Annotated in this window: 21 protein-coding genes; 11 read left to right on the forward strand and 10 right to left on the reverse strand. The window is 36.7% G+C overall.

The annotated features are described in order from the left end of the window. Positions 1-5 precede the first annotated feature (5 nt). Positions 6-2,282, forward strand: coding sequence for a hypothetical protein (locus tag BALOs_RS02815; protein ID WP_115361674.1), 2,277 nt, complete (start codon positions 6-8; stop codon positions 2,280-2,282). On the opposite strand, the gene BALOs_RS02820 is transcribed toward BALOs_RS02815, so the two are convergent. The 4 genes from BALOs_RS02820 to BALOs_RS02835 are packed head-to-tail and all read right to left on the reverse strand — an operon-like array spanning position 2,250 to position 4,383. Beyond that, positions 2,250-3,338, reverse strand: a complete 1,089-nt coding sequence (locus BALOs_RS02820) for a hypothetical protein (RefSeq protein ID WP_115361673.1) — start codon at positions 3,336-3,338, stop codon at positions 2,250-2,252. The genes BALOs_RS02815 and BALOs_RS02820 overlap by 33 nt on opposite strands. Before the next feature lie 51 nt (positions 3,339-3,389). Beyond that, the gene (locus tag BALOs_RS02825; protein WP_115361670.1) at positions 3,390-3,806 is read right to left on the reverse strand and encodes a DUF1499 domain-containing protein; all 417 of its coding nucleotides are present in this window, start codon (positions 3,804-3,806) and stop codon (positions 3,390-3,392) included. Next, the gene (locus BALOs_RS02830; RefSeq protein WP_115361668.1) at positions 3,806-4,120 is read right to left on the reverse strand and encodes a DUF2288 domain-containing protein; all 315 of its coding nucleotides are present in this window, start codon (positions 4,118-4,120) and stop codon (positions 3,806-3,808) included. Before BALOs_RS02830 ends, BALOs_RS02825 begins: the two co-directional genes overlap by 1 nt. Then, complete coding sequence (locus BALOs_RS02835; RefSeq protein WP_115361666.1) at positions 4,117-4,383, reverse strand: hypothetical protein; 267 nt, start codon at positions 4,381-4,383, stop codon at positions 4,117-4,119. Before BALOs_RS02835 ends, BALOs_RS02830 begins: the two co-directional genes overlap by 4 nt. Before the next feature lie 69 nt (positions 4,384-4,452). On the opposite strand from BALOs_RS02835, the gene BALOs_RS02840 reads away from it, so the two are divergent. The 5 genes from BALOs_RS02840 (at position 4,453) to BALOs_RS02860 (ending at position 7,563) form a co-directional block, all read left to right on the forward strand. Continuing rightward, the gene (locus BALOs_RS02840) at positions 4,453-4,995 is read left to right on the forward strand and encodes an RNA polymerase sigma factor (RefSeq protein ID WP_115361664.1); all 543 of its coding nucleotides are present in this window, start codon (positions 4,453-4,455) and stop codon (positions 4,993-4,995) included. 13 nt (positions 4,996-5,008) lie between these two features. After that, entirely contained in the window at positions 5,009-5,632 is a 624-nt protein-coding gene (locus BALOs_RS02845) for an NrsF family protein (RefSeq protein WP_115361661.1), read from the forward strand. Between the two features lie 68 nt (positions 5,633-5,700). After that, the gene (locus BALOs_RS02850; RefSeq protein WP_115361659.1) at positions 5,701-5,994 is read left to right on the forward strand and encodes a hypothetical protein; all 294 of its coding nucleotides are present in this window, start codon (positions 5,701-5,703) and stop codon (positions 5,992-5,994) included. 14 nt (positions 5,995-6,008) lie between these two features. Beyond that, complete coding sequence (locus BALOs_RS02855; RefSeq protein WP_115361657.1) at positions 6,009-6,821, forward strand: DUF692 domain-containing protein; 813 nt, start codon at positions 6,009-6,011, stop codon at positions 6,819-6,821. Further along, complete coding sequence (locus tag BALOs_RS02860) at positions 6,808-7,563, forward strand: DNA-binding domain-containing protein (protein WP_115361655.1); 756 nt, start codon at positions 6,808-6,810, stop codon at positions 7,561-7,563. The genes BALOs_RS02855 and BALOs_RS02860 overlap by 14 nt, the downstream gene beginning before the upstream one ends. On the opposite strand, the gene BALOs_RS02865 is transcribed toward BALOs_RS02860, so the two are convergent. Further along, positions 7,513-8,202, reverse strand: a complete 690-nt coding sequence (locus BALOs_RS02865) for an RluA family pseudouridine synthase (protein ID WP_158536862.1) — start codon at positions 8,200-8,202, stop codon at positions 7,513-7,515. The genes BALOs_RS02860 and BALOs_RS02865 overlap by 51 nt on opposite strands. 100 nt (positions 8,203-8,302) lie before the next feature. On the opposite strand from BALOs_RS02865, the gene BALOs_RS02870 reads away from it, so the two are divergent. After that, entirely contained in the window at positions 8,303-9,691 is a 1,389-nt protein-coding gene (locus BALOs_RS02870) for a hypothetical protein (protein WP_115361651.1), read from the forward strand. 30 nt (positions 9,692-9,721) lie between these two features. Here BALOs_RS02870 and BALOs_RS02875 read toward each other — a convergent pair whose 3' ends face one another. Together BALOs_RS02875 and BALOs_RS02880 are read right to left on the reverse strand one after the other, a co-directional pair. Further along, positions 9,722-10,549 carry a mechanosensitive ion channel family protein gene (locus tag BALOs_RS02875; protein ID WP_115361649.1) on the reverse strand — a complete coding sequence of 276 codons (828 nt, stop codon included), beginning with the start codon at positions 10,547-10,549 and terminating at the stop codon, positions 9,722-9,724. Between the two features lie 8 nt (positions 10,550-10,557). Continuing rightward, positions 10,558-11,265, reverse strand: coding sequence for a YdiY family protein (locus BALOs_RS02880; RefSeq protein WP_115361647.1), 708 nt, complete (start codon positions 11,263-11,265; stop codon positions 10,558-10,560). A 361-nt stretch (positions 11,266-11,626) separates the two neighbouring features. Between BALOs_RS02880 and BALOs_RS02885 the strand changes: the two genes are divergently transcribed. After that, positions 11,627-12,100 (forward strand): chemotaxis protein CheX, encoded by a 474-nt coding sequence (locus BALOs_RS02885; protein ID WP_115361645.1) that lies wholly within the window; start codon positions 11,627-11,629, stop codon positions 12,098-12,100. Here the strand turns inward: BALOs_RS02885 and BALOs_RS02890 are convergent, their stop codons facing one another. Both BALOs_RS02890 and BALOs_RS02895 read right to left on the reverse strand, forming a co-directional pair. Next, a complete protein-coding gene (locus BALOs_RS02890) occupies positions 12,101-12,745 on the reverse strand; it encodes an O-methyltransferase (protein WP_115361643.1) in 645 nt (214 codons plus the stop codon). Beyond that, positions 12,733-12,915 carry a hypothetical protein gene (locus tag BALOs_RS02895; protein WP_115361641.1) on the reverse strand — a complete coding sequence of 61 codons (183 nt, stop codon included), beginning with the start codon at positions 12,913-12,915 and terminating at the stop codon, positions 12,733-12,735. Before BALOs_RS02895 ends, BALOs_RS02890 begins: the two co-directional genes overlap by 13 nt. A 250-nt stretch (positions 12,916-13,165) precedes the next feature. Between BALOs_RS02895 and BALOs_RS02900 the strand changes: the two genes are divergently transcribed. From BALOs_RS02900 to BALOs_RS15120, 3 genes are all read left to right on the forward strand, one after another. Next, positions 13,166-14,680, forward strand: coding sequence for a potassium/proton antiporter (locus BALOs_RS02900; protein ID WP_115361639.1), 1,515 nt, complete (start codon positions 13,166-13,168; stop codon positions 14,678-14,680). 31 nt (positions 14,681-14,711) lie between these two features. Next, positions 14,712-16,127, forward strand: a complete 1,416-nt coding sequence (locus BALOs_RS02905; RefSeq protein WP_115361637.1) for an MATE family efflux transporter — start codon at positions 14,712-14,714, stop codon at positions 16,125-16,127. A gap of 68 nt (positions 16,128-16,195) precedes the next feature. Further along, complete coding sequence (locus BALOs_RS15120) at positions 16,196-17,128, forward strand: murein L,D-transpeptidase catalytic domain-containing protein (protein WP_162929505.1); 933 nt, start codon at positions 16,196-16,198, stop codon at positions 17,126-17,128. Here the strand turns inward: BALOs_RS15120 and BALOs_RS02915 are convergent. After that, the gene (locus tag BALOs_RS02915) at positions 17,125-17,994 is read right to left on the reverse strand and encodes a mechanosensitive ion channel family protein (protein WP_162929506.1); all 870 of its coding nucleotides are present in this window, start codon (positions 17,992-17,994) and stop codon (positions 17,125-17,127) included. The two genes, BALOs_RS15120 and BALOs_RS02915, sit on opposite strands and share 4 nt — an antisense overlap. Positions 17,995-18,054: the final 60 nt, after the last annotated feature.

Genomic DNA, 18,054 nt, shown 5'->3' on the forward strand with positions numbered 1-18,054 from the left:
ATTTGTTGAAGACGTTGGTCTTTATACTTGGGATTTCATTTATCACATCTTCTTGTGTACCAGAAAGTCTTGATGACTTAGTTGATGTACCAGGGGCAGATCTACCAACATTACCAAACCTAGATGTTGCCTGCTATCAGGATATTTATGCACCTAAAGAAGAGGATATAACGAGAAATATTGATATTCTTATCATTCCAGATACATCTGGTTCTATTATCGAAGAAAGGGCCGACATTGCTGAGGGATTCGATGCCTTCTTAGATGTTATACCTGCTGCTGCGGATATTAATATTGCAGTTATGCTAGGACACGGTTCAACCTCATCTCATTTTGGAAAACTTTATACAAAAGGTACTGAGCCAACGATTCTATCTAATCGTTCTTTAACAATTGAAGAGATCAAGACTCATTTAAAAACAAAGATGCAAAATCCAGCTGGAGATTATGCAACCGATGGTGGTGAAGCTGGTTTAGCTTCTCTTAATCGTGCTCTTGATGCCGACTATTTTGCAGCAATTCAGGAACAAGGATTCTTTAGGCCAGATGCCGCACTTGTTATTGCCTTTGTTGCTGATGAACAAGATATTTGTGCAATTTATCCAGATGGTGTAACTCCTGTCGCTGACCCACAAGGGGGAGAGGATCGTTCACGTTTAGTTGAATGTTTTGATGGTGAAACTCAAGTTGTAACGCCAAAGAGTGTTTATGATAAATTAAGTGCTCTTTATAATGACCGCCCACTTGTTACTGGTGGAGTAATTTATAATAACGCTTCAACAATGCCATTTGGTGGAGAAAACGAAATTGGTTATGGTTATAAAGAGTTTGTTGAATTCGGTGGTGGCTTCACTGTTGATATGGCAACAGGTGATTATGGTGATGGACTATCAAAGTTAGGTACACTTGCCATGACTCGTATTGATCCTATTAATGACTTTAATTTAAAAGTATCAAATATTGATACTAATACAATTCGTACATTTGTTGATGGTGGAGAGGTTCAGTATTCATATGATGCAGAAACTAATATTGTCTCTTTAAATGATGAGAGAGGACCTTTTTCTACAGCGGCAGTACAATATTGTGAAAAGCCTCTTGTAACAAAACAAGTAATTCAAATCGTTGCTGGTGGTAACCACTCTTGTGCATTATTAGCTTCTGGTGAAGTTAAATGCTGGGGAGATAATACTTATGGCCAATTAGGGCAAGGTAATACAGAAAGAATTGGTGATGATGAATCAATTGATTCGATTGCTCCAATTGATTTAAGTGGAGAAAAAGCTCTTCAGGTCATTGCTGGTAATCTTCACACTTGTGTCTTAACAGAGTCAAATAAAGTTAAGTGTTTTGGAGATAGTGCCTATGGGCAGCTAGGGATGAGCTCTACTGAAAAGTTAGGCGATGATGAGCCTCTGTCTTCTTATGGATATACTGATATTGGTGGAATTGTTAGAAAGCTATATGGTGGAACTTATCATAATTGTGCTCTTCTAACGACTGGTGATGTTCGTTGTTGGGGAATGAATACATTTGGCCAACTTGGCACAGGTGACACTGAAGCGATCGGAGATGATGAACCTGTATCTACTGGTAGTCTAGTCGACTTAGGTGGTAAGGCCATTCAAATGGATATTTCATCGATGAGTTTCCATGCATGTGCAATTCTATCTGGTGGAACATTAAAATGTTGGGGACGTAATTCTCACGGACAACTTGGTCTTGGCCATTTAAATAATGTCTTAACGCCAGTGGAGCCAACATATACTCCAAAAGGAGTTATCGCTGTAACAACGGGAGGGATTCACTCTTGTGCTCTACAGTCTGATTCAACAGTATTTTGTTTTGGTAATAATAACTTTGGGCAACTTGGTTCAAACCCTGGTGAGTCAATTGGTGACGATGAGACAACAGAGTCTCATTCAGCTCTTGATTTAGGTTTTGAAGCCGCCTCAGTTGTTGCTTCAAATACATCAACATGTGCTATCTCTAAAGCTGGAGAAGCTAAGTGTTGGGGTAGTGGTGCAATGGGGAAACTTGGACAACAAGACACTTCTAATATTGTAGATGGACTTGCCCAATTGCCGGCCATTGATCTAGGACTAAGTGTTTCTCAAGTATCTGGTGGTTTCCATCATCACTGTTTCTTATCAACAGATGAAGGTCTTGTGAAATGTATTGGTTATGGGGCCCATGGTCAGCTAGGTAATGCTAATACTGATGATATTGGGGATAATGAGTCTCCAGCTTCAATTAGCTTTCTTAGTCTCTTTGATATTTAATCCAATCATTAAGATTAAAAGTAATAAGGCACCGAGGATCGTTTGATTCTTCGGTGTCATGTCTTCTCTTACGGCACACCCTGGTTCAATTCCTGAAGAAAGTGTTTCTAAACTTGTTGCTCCGTGAGTAATGATTGTAGGACTTGGTGAATATGAGCCACCGACTCCCGTTATTGTTCCATCGAGATCATCGAGTCGAATAATTCCATCTCCACCATCTCCACCTGCTCCAGCAAGGGCACCTCCTGCGGCACCACCTGTTCCACCATTTGCAAGTAGGGCAGAGTTTAGTTCAATATTTAAAGATGATTGTAAGAAGATGACTCCACCTGCTCCTGCACCTGAGCCACCAGATTGGCCGTTTGCTGAACTTGTTCCTGGTTGACCATTTCCACCTCTTACATCAATTTGTGCATTGATATAAATATCACCGCCGGCGGCAAGATGAAGTGCACCACCTCCTGCACCACCTGGTGTTCCACCTGGTTCAGTAAAAGTACCACTACTTTCACAACCATCTCCACCGTTTCCTCCACCGGAGCCACCTCGAATCTGTGTCTCAAGTGAAAGGGCCGAGTCATAAGTTGTGGTTGTTGATCCAGGGGCACTCATTGTATCAAGCCCATCTGTTGGCCCTGATGCCTGACCTACGCCACCATTTCCACCGAGGTTAACGTGTGAGCCTCCGGCACCACCACTTCCTCCGATATCAGCAAAACTAAAACCACCACATACCGCATTTGTAGCATCGCCACCTTCAGCTCCAGCAACAACTCCGCCACCAGCGGCTGCACCACCAGCTGTACCTAAGAGAGTTATTGTATGATCAATGGTCGCATCACCTTGAACCTTAATAATTAGTGGGTTTCCATCAGAGACTGTAATAGCTCCAGTTGTTACTAGAGAGGTACAATTGAATGCTGTTCCCGATACAGTTGATGTAACACTAATTGCACCACCAAGGGAGCAAGCTCCATCAGAACCATCACCAATATCAATTGCGGCGAAAGTACTTGATGAAATTAGTAAGAATATAGGTAGAATAAATCTCTTCATTGAAGAAATTTTAACATATCTTAAGGATTGCTTTAACTGGGAAGGATTGTGTTAGTAATTGCCTTGATAGAAGTTAAAACGGATATTTTCTACTTGTTTACGGCCTTGGTCGTAAGAGAAGAAGCTCTGTTTTTTCACTTGAGAGCGAACTTCAATGCGCTTCTTTGCTCCATTGGCGATAAATTCAAGATGAACATTATCATTAGTAACTTTTAGGTATTCACTATTTCTTTCAATTTTAAAATCACCGATCTTGCGGATAACTTTTTCAATAATATCCATATTTTCTTTAGCGCTGGCCCCTATCATTTTGAACGGCATAATATAATTTGGAGACGAGTCTTTTTCTAAAGAAGAGAGGCAATTTTCAATGGCCGGACAAGTGAAGTTGTCGATACTTGATGACTCTTGAATAATGAATTCTTTTGCACATGAAACTAATAGCAATAAAGTCATCAAGTATTTCATTAGACCAGTCCTTCTTTTTTTATCTTAACTAGAACATATGGTTGAACAATTAAATATTTAAACTCTGTATTATTCTTTTCCCAAAGTTCAATTTGCTCGTCAGTTGGGCGATACATTTGGCCATCAGCCAACCACTTTTTAATATACTCAACTTGATCAGATGCCATTGTGTATCCGACAGCTGGTAGTTCAAGTTCATCATTAATCATAAAGAGGGCCTCTCTTTCATGGTGAGGTTTTAAGATGTCCCATCTTGCGTCATCAATTTCACTTGTCAGTCTTTCTAATAAGTTTTGATTATTCTCATCGCTCATAATGATCTCATTGAATCCTTATCTTCTTTTATTATTGCTAGTAACTTTTCTTCAGTATCAATATAATTAGAAGTATGCACTTTCTTAGCAGCATCGATTAACTCATCTGAAATATCTTCTTGGTCGAGTTCCTTCTTAATTAAAGTAAAATATTCGCGCTCATTCTGATTCTTTCTTTCTTCTTTCTTACGATAGTAAGGTGTAAGTATGAATAAGAAGGCCAAAATGGCGATCATTGACCAAACAATATGATATATCTTCAACTTTTCTCCTCTAGTGTTTTGATGCAAAGTAGATGTACGCCCTTAAATATACTATGTTAGAATTGCCTTGTGAATGATTTAAAAAAACTCATTATATTGTCACAAAATGGTGATCAGGAGGCTTACCGCATCTTTCTTGAGGCCATTTCACATATTGTGAAAAAGATCGTCTCAGTGAAAGTTTTTAACGAGTCTCATCGAGATGATATATGCCAAGAAATACTAATGAGTATTCATCATTCACTACCGACGTACTCACCCGAACGACCGGTGACGCCATGGGTAAATTGTATCATTGAACGAAGAATTATTGACTATATCCGTAAGTACTCAAAATTAAAAGAAAGAGAAGAAGAGTTTCAGGAAGATGTCACAAATCCTCAAGATCTTACGAATACAGGAATAGATAGTATTGAAAAATTGATTATTAACGAACAATTATCAGTACTCATAAACAAGTATTTAACTGAGGAGTTGAAGCGGCCATTGCTCATGGCAAAAATTGAGGGCCATCAAACAAAAGAGGTGGCCGAAACTTTAGGGATCACTGAGTCAGCTGCTAGAACGAGAATATCTCGCGCTATGGCAAAACTTAAGAAAGTCGTAAAGTAGAAGTGGGAATATTATGAATGATAATAAATTAATAAATTCATTAGTTGATGACTTGAAGCCAATTAAACCACTACCGGCTCCATGGATTCGCACTCTTGTTTGGATGGGATCACAAATTATTATTAGTGTCGTAGCGATTTATCTAAGTTCTCCAATTCAGCTAAAGTACATTTCAAATATACAATTTCTTTTGCAGGTCATCGTTGCCAATATTGCTCTGCTTGTAGGGGGCTATCTCGTTTTTGCTAATTCGATACCTGGGCTATTAAGTGAAAAAAAGAACCTTATTTCATTTATCCCGTTCTTACTTTTATTTTTATTACTGGGGATAAATTACTTCTTTCCAACAAACTTTCCAGTAGAGGAACATCATCGTCCACATTGTTTACTGGAGCTTAGTATTTTAATGGTAATAGGCTTTGCGCAGAATTATTATATGCTTAAGAAAGGCTTTATTGCTTTTGAGCGCTCAATGCTAACACTGAGCTTTCTAACAAGTGCTATGATTCCAATTATCATACTTTATTTTGCATGCTCATTTTCAACTGAACACCTCTTAGTATCACATTATCTACCGGTTGCAGTGATAACAGGAGTTGGAGTTTTATTTTTAAAATTTAAGAATAAAAAAATGTAACAAAACAATAAATAATTTCGAACAAGGAATAGAGAATATAATTTTATATTCTAATAAGGAGAAAAAAAATGAATTCAAAAAAATCACTACTAATGGGTGCTGCTGTTGCTGGTCTTATGATTTCTTGTACTGGAACAGAAAAGAAGATGCCTGAGGTATCTGCTAACGAAGTAATGTGTTACGGGGTTAACTCTTGTAAGGGTCAAGGGGCTTGTCACGGAAAAGTTGATGCATGTAATGGGAAGAATGGATGCCAAGCTGAGACTAAGTGTGGTGGTCAAAACTCTTGTAAAGGTAAAGGTTTAATTAAACTGACTAAAGAAGAGTGTGAAGCTAAAGGTGGAAAAGTAGCTCAAAGATAAACTAAGGTTATATTATGCATAAATATGGTGTCGGTCTTAGACATACTCATTTTCCATTCTTAGAAAAAGAAGAGAACTTGAACCACTCCGAAGTCGAGTGGTTCGAGGCCTTATTGGAAAATTATATGGAAACAAAAGGTCGCCCATATAAGATGCTTGAAAAAGTGAGAGCGGATTATCCCATTGCATTTCATGGGGTCTCTCTTTCAATTGCCGCAGATGAAGACCTAAACCTTGATTATATGAAAAAGGCCAAGGAGCTCTATGACCAATTTGAGCCCTTTGTCACAAGTGATCATATGTGTTGGACGGGGCATGCTCATTCAAATCTTCATAACTTACTACCATTTTCATATACACAAGATAATCTCGATCGCATTGCTGATAAGGTGATGAAGGCCCAGGACTTCTATGGAAGAGAGATGACTTTTGAGAATCTCTCGGCGTATTTTACTCTTAAAAATTCAACGATGAGTGAAGCCGAGTTTTTAAATAATCTTGCTAATAAGACAGGTTGTAAAATACTCTTAGACTTCAATAACGTTTACGTGAATGCCATTAACCAAAAGTTTGAAGCGCAAGATTTTTTCGAAACGATTGATTCGAAGAATGTTTCCCAAATTCATCTGGCCGGCTTTTCTGATTTAGGCACTCATCTCTTTGATACTCACTCTCATCCAGTACATCAAGATGTATGGAAATTATTTAAAAAGTATTGTCATAAATTTAATGTACCAATCCTTTTAGAGTGGGATGAAGATATCCCTGATTTTCCAACTCTTGAAAAAGAGCTTTTAAAGTCAAAGGAGATTTATGAACAACAGTAAATTTCAAAATGACTTTTTAAAAGGTGTTATTACAAAGGATATTTCAAAAGATATTCTCGAAGAGATGATACCAATAGGAGAGTTATCGAGTTCTCAAGTGATGGAAGTCTATCAAAATGATTATCGTGCTCGCTTACAGGAAGTCCTAGGTGATAATTACGAAGCTTGTTGGTTTGTTTTAGGTGACGAAGACTTTCTAAGTTATTCATATGAATACGTGGAGGCAAATCCTTCAAGTTTTACCAATCTCCTTCATTATGGGGATGACTTTCCTGAATTTCTCGCAGAGAAGGCCAATGATGTTAGTTTTATAAAGGATCTCGCTGAATTTGAACGTGCCTTTTGGCATCTCTTTCATCAAAAAGATTGCTTACTAAGTTTTGATCCTCAAAAATATGGAGAGGCCATCTTTGAACAAAGGTTAAAGCTAGTTCCTAATTCATATTTCTTATTTGAAAGTGATGTTGAACTTTCACAGCTTTGGCAAATGCGAAAAGGTGACGTTGATAAATCATTCAATGAAATTCAAAATAAAGAATACACTCTTCTCTATAAGAATCATGAGCGTGTCCAAATTCAAATTTTATCAGAAGGACTTTACTTATTACTTAGAAACCTTGAAAAGTCTCAAACAATATTAGAGGCAGTTGAAGGTATTGAAGAAGAGAAGTTAAGTGATCCAGCGATATGGTCAATTTTCTTTGGCTTCATTTCCTATATTAGTAAGATCGAATTGAAATAAATCATTAGCAATATGTATACAATCCTCAGTTACTGGAGATGAGATTATGACTTCTTCTTTTGTGAAGGGATGGATAAATCTAAGCTGATAAGAATGGAGAAAGATTCGATAGAATTTATAATCCTTTCTAAAGATATTATTAATCGAAGAATGTCCGTATTTCGTATCACCTACAAGATTGTGCATTCTTCTTGAAAAGTGTTTTCGAATCTGATGCTGGCGACCTGTGAATATCTCAATATCAACTAAGCTATACTCATCATTTGATGTAAGAGTTTTAAATGAAGTCTTGGCCTCTTGTAGTCCCTTGTCTGTTTTAATGGGGAAGTCATAGACACCTTCAGTCTCAGTAACTCCCTTTACCATTGCAATATAGTGTTTTGAAACATTCTCACTATTCCATTGTTCTTTCATCAGCCGAGTCGCTTCCTTACTCTTTGCAAAGAGAACGACTCCAGATACTGGCTTGTCGAGTCTGTGAATTGGAAAGAGGTAGAGATCGGTCTGCTTCTTGAGTGATCTAAGAAGGCTGCGACGATCCTGGCTTCTCGCCTTAAAAGGATGTACTAGCAGATCACTTGGTTTCGTGGCCGCAATATAGTGCTCATCTTCAAATAGAACTTGGATTTTCTTTTTCACCAAATGTTTATACCAGACTTTAACTAGCTAAGTATACGGATTTAAAAGGATATTATAAGAAATATAAGGTTTTGGCCAAGATGTGACCGATAAGTAAGTTATGAAAATTGTGTCTCTAACGTCATTCTTATTACTTTTTGGCCTGTCTTCATTTGCAAATGAGTCTGGTGTTATTTATCGCCATGAAAAGATACAAATTGAATATGATCGAAATGAAGATAAGTTCATCTTTAAAAATGGAAATTTTTTAAAGGAATACCCACGTTTTCGCTATCGCGATATGATTTTGGAAAAATTCATTCAAGTCCCAAGTGAGGATCGCCAGAAGCTTGAGGAGCGACTTAAGCTGATTAAGAATACATATCGAATGGGGGATGCTGCTCCTGAAGAAGTTCTCTCTTCAGCTCTTTCGGATTTTGAAACCATTAATAATGCTAAAGATTACGATTGTGGAGATTCAAGAATCTCAATCAATGAAGAGAGTCCAGACTTTGTTGTTGATATGGAAATTCCAAAGATTGAATTAAAGAAGGATAGTTTTCTAGGTCTTGGAGAACTTCAATCTGCAGAATTTGAGTTAAACACTAGTAATGATAATCCTCTGCATGGTGCACTAATGTTTGTTGGTGTAACTGAGTATGAAAAGAGGGATACGTTTGAAGGAGATGACCGAGGCTTAACCTTTGGAGCAAAACCTTCGGCCAGGTTCAAATATGAAAATGGAGAGTTATCTATTAGTTACAGTTCTAAAGTCTATACAAAGCTAGTTTCTAAGCCTTGTGGAATAGTTGAAATTGGTGGACTGATGTATCAAAGACATTGTTATCAGAATGAGGACGGTACTTGGAATCAAGAAGCTTTGAATCGAGATGATTTAGATATCAAGGTTTATCGTCGCATTGGTGATGATAAATCTACTTTTGTTGAAGTTGGTGTTGGTATTACAACATTTGATGATAAAGGTCTTGCAGCATCGACTCAAAGAGGATGGCATGAGTTAACTCAAGAAAATGGGACTGTTCAGTATGAGAATGTTGAGCATATGGAACGAGTGATGTCTCCTAAAGCAAATATAAGAATAGGTAAAATCATTGATCTAACAGACCCTGATAACAAAGTCTCCCTTTCTTCTGAGGTTTATACCGGAGGGCAAGTCTCTTATATCGGTGGAAATGAGAACTTTATTTCAATCGGTGGAGATTTAAAAATTAAAATCAACAATGATGACAAGTCGAAGTTTCCAATTGTTGAGACGCGCTTTTATTACGATGCTCAAATAACTCAATTGAATGAAGTTAATGAAAACTATGGAGTCGAGGCGAGAGCAAACCTCTATGAAAGAGATAAGTCGAGAGTGTTTTTTAAAGTTGGAATGGGTGTTGAAGATGATTATTATAATCGTTTATATGAACTTTATGGACAATCTTTTGTCGACGATCGTTTAGACCTTCAGCATTACTTGGGAATCGGCTTTGAACAAAGGTTCTAGGGATCTCTCCCTAAAACCTTGCTTATATTTTTACTTACTTTCTTGATATAAGTGAACATCTCTTTGAGGAAATGGTATTGAAATTCCTTCGCTATCAAAAGTTAATTTAACTTGTTCGTGTAGCTCAAAGTGAACAGTCCAATAATCAGCTGATTTAACCCAAGGTCTAACCGCAAAGTTAATAGAGCTATCTGCAAGTGCTAGGACAGCAACTACTGGTGCAGGATCATCTAGAGTTAGAGGGTGATCATTAACTAATTTATTAAGTATTTCCTTGGCCTTCTTAATGTCGTCATCATAGCCAATCCCAAAAACAAGATCCACTCTTCGCACATCTTCAGCAGAGTAGTTAACAATACTTCCTGATGATAGGCCACCATTTGGAAGGATTACTCGCTTATTATCTGGTGTGTTTAGACTCGTACAAAATAATCCAATCTCTCTAACTTTCCCCGAATAACCTTGGCCTTCGATAAAGTCACCAACTCTAAAGGGCTTAAAGAAAAGGATGAGAACGCCACCAGCAAGATTTCCTAGAGCATCTTTAAGAGACATACCGACAGCAAGACCAGCGGCACCGAGTAGAGCAACAAAGCTTGTCGTCTTAATACCAACCATACCTACGACTGAGATTAAAAGACCTACCTTTAAGGTAATGCTAATGATTGTTACGATAAACTTTCTAATTGAAACATCAACTTTCTTTTTAGTTAAAACCTTTTGGAAAAACTTCTCAATATAGCTTATAAGTTTTAAACCAACGACAAGTACAATGATGACCTTAACAAGGATAAACCCATATTCGGCCATTAGCTTTGTTACCTTTTCAATATTTGCTTCATTTAATAATTCGTTCATCATCTCTCCTAGAACTTTGCAATCAGACTAAGTGTTGTCTTATAGTCATGCTGATCGCGACCTTCTACTGGCTCATTCTCATATTCCCATAGTACAGCTGATTTTAATGTAAATGTTTTATTGATTAGTGTTAGTAGTGATGGTTCCATTTTTACAATATAGTTTTCACTATTTTCTAAACTTGGAATATATTCTACCCAGTACTTTGCTTCAATTCCTTTAGTGTAGATATAGCTAACTTCAGAATATAAACGCAGTTTATGCTCATGATTATCTGGTTCGTCTTGAACAAAGTTTTCGCGAGTATAACGATAACCTGCTTCAATTAAGACCTTTAGTTTCTCTTCATCGACTAATTTATATTGAAGACCAATATCGATGTTATTTCTGGCCCAAAAACCTTTGAATTGATCAGACTCAAAAAAGTCTGCAACAAAGATATCAAGGCGAGAATTTAGGTCGTGATCAAATCTTAAAAGAGCGGTCCAATTATCATCATCTAAAACACCATCGGATTCTCCACGTGAGTATGATCCATTAAGTGTGAACTTATTCTTTGGCCATTTATAAGAATTTCGAGTGGCAAATTCATAAGTCTTATTATTTGTATTTCCACCTGAAGTGATAAATGTCAGCTCATCTTCCGAAGTGAATTGCGCAAATGCGCTCGAAGATAAGATTGTAGAAATTAGAAAAGCGTAAACTATTTTAAACATGTAAAATCCTTTATTTATGTAAGTATTCTATATTTATTTTTATAATCATTGGTCTTAAAACTGTCTAATATAATTAACTCAAATTTACTTTGACCTAACCCTATACAATGTGATGCAGGGTAGTTAATGAGTTAACTTTGTTTTTAACTTCCAAAATACGATGAAAACTGCCAAGTATCTCAGTGTTTAGATAACCATTATTTGTCAGTGATGATTGCCTTGATGAAATATCAGATAGTTAAGTAGTTAACTAAAAAAGTCTATTAAATGAATCAAACATGAGGGCAAAATGGGTCTTCATTTGTAGTAAATGCTTTAACCAATTAAAATCAAATTAGTTGATAAGACGGAGATAGTTTTAATGGAGTTGATCGAGCCATTTTTGAATGCGTTGCTAGAAGTATTTAAGAAGCAGTTAAATATTCCTCTACTAGCTGGAGAGGTAAATCCAAATATTGAGTTTTCTGAGGCATTGGAAATTGTAGGTCTTATAACGATAAAGAGCGAAAGGATAACAGGGGAATTAGCAATCTGCTTTCCTAAAAACAGCTACCTAGCAATTTATAACCATATGTTCTCTGAACAAAGAAGCGAGATTTCAGATGATATCTGTGATTCTGCTGGTGAGTTCGTAAATATGGTATTAGGACAAGCTAAGGCCGATATCAATAAGATCACAGGCTTAACAGTTGAAAGAGCAACTCCTGAAGTCATATGTGGTGAGAAGGTTGATGAAAGTCGAATTACAGGGCCTCGTACAGTGACGATTCCATTTCAATTACCTGGCGAAATGAATGAGAAGAAATTCTATATGAGTCTTACCATTGATGAATAATTACTTTCTTTGAATTAAATAAAGTCCATCTCTTATTGGAAGCATTGTTTTAAAAAGATCATCTCGAGATTCAACGTAGTCATTGAACTCAGCGATTGCATTTACTGACTTATCCTCACTTGGCATATCATCAGTTGCAACACGTCCTGCTCGTAAAACATTATCAACCACGATAACGCCCTTTGTAGAAAGTAGCTTAAGGGCAAATTCAAGATAATTCTTATAGCTTCCTTTATCTGCATCGATAAAAACTAAATCAAAGCTTTGATCAGTTAAACTTTCTAGCACCTGGTTTGCATCACCAAATAAAGCTTCAATTTTTTTACCATGTGGACTTTTATCCCAATAAGATTTTGCAAAAGTATTTATTTTTTTATTCTTATCAATAGTTATCACTTTACCGTCTTCTGGTAAGAACTCGGCCATCGAAAGAGCTGAGTAACCAGTAAAAGTACCAATATCGAGAATATTCTTATACTCATTAAGATTAATGAAGAAGCCCAAAAGTGAAGCAACTAATTCACCAGAGATCATGTGGCCAAGAGGATGCTTATCCTTTGTATAATCTCCAAGTTGAACACATAGCTCACTTGGAGTATTTGATTTCTTTAAGCAATATTCTTCAACTAATTCTAAATTTTCCATTGAAACTCGATTAATTTATTACCACTGATCTCATCGCACACGCTTGTTAATTCTTTTGAGAGAAATAACATTGAGATATAGGCATTGTATTTAATGATATATTTAAATCCAGGTGAAAGGTAGCGATCAAGACTCTCTTTGAGCTCCAAACACTTAGGTATTTGTGTCATATAAGACTTTTCAAACTTAAGTTGCTTTTGCCCTTTTTGTCTAGGGGAATTTAATATACTAAGTTACATAAAATTCACAGCTTAGATCCTAATCTCTCTTTGTTTACTTTTTCTTATTTGGTTGTTTATTAGAAAAATTAGAGAATTTTAAATATCAATCGGTATAGTGAGTATGAAAATATTAATAATTAACAAAATAACCCGATGTTTTTACTAAAGTTTTGTGCCAATAAACCGATAAGATGCTTTGATGGAGCAGTTTTTAAATAATTTCCTTTTGGGGTCTTCAATTCTTTTACTACTAAGCGTGGTTTTGAGTAAGTCCTCAAGTCGATTTGGTCTACCTGTTCTAATCCTCTTTCTTATTATTGGAATGCTTGCTGGTTCAGATGGAATCGGAGGCATCAATTTTAGCAATTTTGAACTAACTCATTCATTAAGTCTTGTTGCTCTTTGTTTAATAATTTTCACTGGTGGATTTGAAACTCCATTTAATAAAATAAAGCGCGACTTTGGTCGCGGTGTGGCCTTGTCCTCTCTTGGGGTTGTCTTTACAACACTCTTAGTTGGTGGCTTCACTCATCTTATCACTGATATTGGAATATTAGAGTCGCTTCTTATCGGTGCCATTCTATCAGCAACCGATGCAGCTGCAGTCTTTTCAGCTTTTAAAGATCCAAATACCCAAGTAGGTGATGTTAAAAATATTTTAAGATTTGAATCAGGAAGTAACGACCCGATGGCCTACTTTCTTGTTTCCGTTCTTCTGGGCTTTATTGAGCAGGGGATTGGAGATGTAAAGGATACCGCCTTTCTACTTTTTTCAAATCCGGCCATTGGACTTGCTGGTGGATGGGTTATTGCTCGTGCATTTATCCTAATTAATAATGTAATAAAACTAGACTACAATGGCCTATACCCTCCATTAACAATAGCTGCTCTCTTCTTAGGTTATTCTGTAACTACAAAGCTAGGTGGAAATGGTTTCTTGGCCGTCTATGTATTTGGGATGATTATTGGAAACAAGAAGATCCTACATAAAAACTTGCTAACACTCTTCTTTGATGGAATGACTTGGCTGTCACAAATCGGACTATTTGTTATGCTTGGACTTCTTGTATTTCCAAGCCGACTACCAAGTATTGCTCCAACTGGTTTGTTAATTGCTGTCTTCCTAACTTTTGCGGCCAGGCCAATTAGTGTATTTCTTTGTCTTGTAAAAAGTCGTTTTAACTTAAATGAAAAGATCTTTGTTTCATGGGCAGGACTTAAGGGTGCAACGCCAATTGTTTTTGCAAGCTTTGCGGCAACTCACATGGGGGAGCGTGCTCACACTATTTTTGATATTGTTTTCTTCGTTGTTATTATTTCTGCCTTAATTCAAGGCTCAACGTTGAAGATAATGGCAAGAAAGCTTGGGCTTATCGTTGAGCAAGAAGATGAAGCGAATTTCCCTGTGGACTTAGAGCTACTTGAGCAAACAAAGCACGGTATCGTTCAACTTGAAATTAGAGAGACTGACTTTGCTGTTGATAATCGTGTTGTTGATCTTGGTCTACCAACTGGCTCAGTTGTACTCTTCATTAAGAGGCATGGCGCTTTTATTATTCCAGATGGTGCCACTGTATTTGAAAAAGGGGATAAAATTCTTTTAGTAACTAAACTAAAAGAAGAATTAGAAAAAGCTCAAGAGTGTTTTATAAAAAAAAAGATTGAAGATTTGATTGAAGAAGTTGATGATACGGAGGAATTAAAAGTGGCCTAAACTTAGTTAAGTCACGAACTAAAGGATATTTGTGGAAGGAAGAGATCTTACACAAGGATCTGTCATCAAATCTTTATTTAAGTTGTCAGTTCCAATTGTTATGGCAAATTTTTTACAAACGGCCTATCAGTTGACTGATACATTTTGGGTGGGTCGCTTAGGGACAAATGCTATAGCCTCACTTTCACTTTCATTTCCAATTTTATTTCTATTAATTTCTATGGGAGCAGGCTTTGCTGTTAGTGGAACGATTTTAGTTGCTCAGTACACAGGCCAAAGAAATACACCGATGGTTTCTAAGGTATGTCTTCATACCTTAATTATTATACTCGCTACATCAGCTCTACTTGCTGGGATTGCTTATGCAGTTATTCCTTATGTTATTGAGGCGATGACACCAACGGTAGAGATTCAAAAGATTACAACATCATATCTTAGAATATCATTCATAGGTCTTATATTTAGTTATCTTTATATGATGTTCCAGTCTCTTTATCGTGGTGTTGGAGATGTGAAGACTCCTTTTTATATTGTTCTCTTCTCTGTCATCTTAAACTTTATAATTGATCCGATTTTAATTATGGGATGGGGCCCCGTTCCTGCATATGGTGTTGATGGAGCTGCTTTTGCAACTATTTGCACGCAGGGGCTTTCTGCTATTATCGCCTTATATCTTTTAGCAAAAGGAAAAGGTGGAATAAAAATTAATTTTAAAAAGATTGATTTTGATTTCACTCTTGCTAAGAAAATTATTAATCTAGGTTTCCCTGCTTCTGCTGAACAATCTTCACGTGCACTGGCCATGACAATTATGACTTTCCTTATCGCTACTTTTGGAGATGTCGTTCTCGCTGCATATGGAATTGGAATTCGTGTATTAACTTTAATGATTATTCCTAGTCTTGGCTTTGCCATGGCAACATCAACTTTAGTAGGACAAAATATTGGAGCAGGAAAGATAGAGAGAACAAAAGAAGTTACCAGTAAAGCATTATGGGTCATCTTTATTGTTCTAACCATTGCTGGAATTGGATTCTTTATCTTTGCAGAGCAAACATTGCAAATCTTTGTCCCTGGAGAATTTGCCGTCATTAAAGAAGGCGCAGTATTTATTCGCGTTATAGCTCTAACTTTTGGACTCATAGGTGTTCAACAAGTATGTTCCGGTGCCATGAGAGGTGGGGGAAGTCCAATGATCTCGATGATGGTGGCCATCATTTCATTATGGGTAATCAGATTTCCTGTTGCTTATCTTCTTTCAAAACATACTCAATTAGCTCAAGTTGGAATCTATTTCTCATTTGTCGTTGGAAATATTCTAGGTGCGGCAATGGCAATTACAATTATCAAGAAGAATAGATGGATAAAGAACCTAACTGATGTCTTTACACCTCAAGAAAATAAGGTGATGGAAGAGGTTATTAAAGACGATATAGGCTATGAGTAGTCCTTTAAACGTCAACATTCTTTATTAAGTTTCGATCATTTCCTCCGATAAGGAATCTAGGGGGAGATGTGAGGTTATTCTTATTTTCATTGTTATTCATGCAATTATCGATACTTGCAGAAGAGGTTATTCCAACTTCTTACGAGTCAGATCCAGAAATTAGCATTGAATGTGCCCCAAAAGATGTCTTACCAGAGATTCAAATTATTCTTGATGCAATTGATGATGTTTTTGAAGTCACAGATAATATTTATCGTGGAGAAGAATGTAATTTCTTTGAGGACTTTAGAGATCAAGGTGTTCCTGAAGATGCACTAAAGCAGGCTCTACTTTATTATCGAAATCATAAAAATACTTTTAAAAATAAGAATTATATTTCAATTGCAGACTATTCACAAAGCTCTACTCAAAAGCGCTTCTTTCTGTTGAATATGAAAACAGGAGAAGTGGAATATAAGAAAGTTTCTCATGGTAGTGGCTCACTTGGTGGCGTGAAGTATAGTGACGCTACAATCAAAGATGGAAAAGTAATAAAGTCTTCTAATCATAATGGGATGATGAGACGTTGTCGTATCCCTCAAAACTCGCGAACAAGACAAAAGCATGACCAATGGGCAATGACACGTCCTGGCTTTTTTAAAACTGCAAACTTCTATATGTCTGCTTCTCATGACGAAAGGGTTAAGGGTCAAAGAGGTTGGCCAACTTTTAGTGTGAATGGGCGAAACTATAATGGCATGAGAATGGAAGGGCTCGTTGATGGAGTTAATGATAAGGCCATGTCACAAGGTGTTGTTATGCATGAAGCTTATTATAATCGAGGAAAGGTTATGGGGCGAAGCTTTGGATGTCCTGCCTTTGTTCCAGGTGAAGGTCGTGATGTAATGGAGAAAATTAGTAATGGCTCCCTCTATTACTCATACGTACCAATAGAGGGATGCCGAGAAGATCATAAGAAAGTTCTGGCCGAAGTTGAAGGCTGGCAACAGATGTGTAATTAGCCTTTAGTAACGTCCAAAGAATTTCCAAACTCAAGTGTTCTAATAGGAAATGGGATGGTAATTCCATTTTCATCATAAAATTTCTTAATAGTTTTTACAGCTTCATGACGTGCCTGAAAATATGCATTCCCATTATTGTAGTGAACCCAAACTCTAGCACTTAAATTAATTGAACTATCGCCAAATTCTTCAAAGAAGACTTCAACCGGAATATCATCAATACGGCCATTGATTGAAGATAGGGCATCTTTTGTAACTTGCTCGACCTTATCGAGATCATCGCGATATGAAACACCAACAGCTAGATCAACTCGTCTTCTTGGTGTACTTGTGTAATTGATAAAAGGCTTAGTGAACATATCTTTATTAGGAATAAAGACCTCTAGGCCTTGGAAAGTTGTTACACATGTAATTCTAAATTCTATATTTGTAACTTGTCCGATAATAGTATCGATTTCAATGATATCTCCTAATTGGTAAGGTTCGCGGTAAGCGATAAGAAGACCTGCTACGAAGTTTGCAGCAATTTCTTGAAAGGCAAAACCAAGAGCAATACCAATAACCCCAGCACCGGCAAGAATTGAAGTAACAGTCTTTTCAAGCCCCATTATTTCAAGAGCTGTAAAGACACCAATTAAAATGACAACGATATTTACAATTGAACTTACTAAGTTATTTACAGATCTCTTATAAGAAATTTTTGGAAGTACTTTATTAACTCCCTTTCGAATCACTCCCCCTAGATAGAAGAAGAAAATAAGAACGACAAAGGCAACAACAAGATTGGGAATGTTTTTGATAACGGCTTCATACCAAAGAGAAAGCTTCTCTGTTAGAAGTGAAATCATTTTTTCGTGATTAAACAAATTAAACTCCATTTTAATTTATATCTTAATGATAACGATAAAATTATGAAAAATAAAAAA

It is taken from the genome of Halobacteriovorax sp. BALOs_7, assembly GCF_003612895.1.
GTDB classification, from domain to species: Bacteria; Bdellovibrionota; Bacteriovoracia; order Bacteriovoracales; family Bacteriovoracaceae; genus Halobacteriovorax_A; species Halobacteriovorax_A vibrionivorans.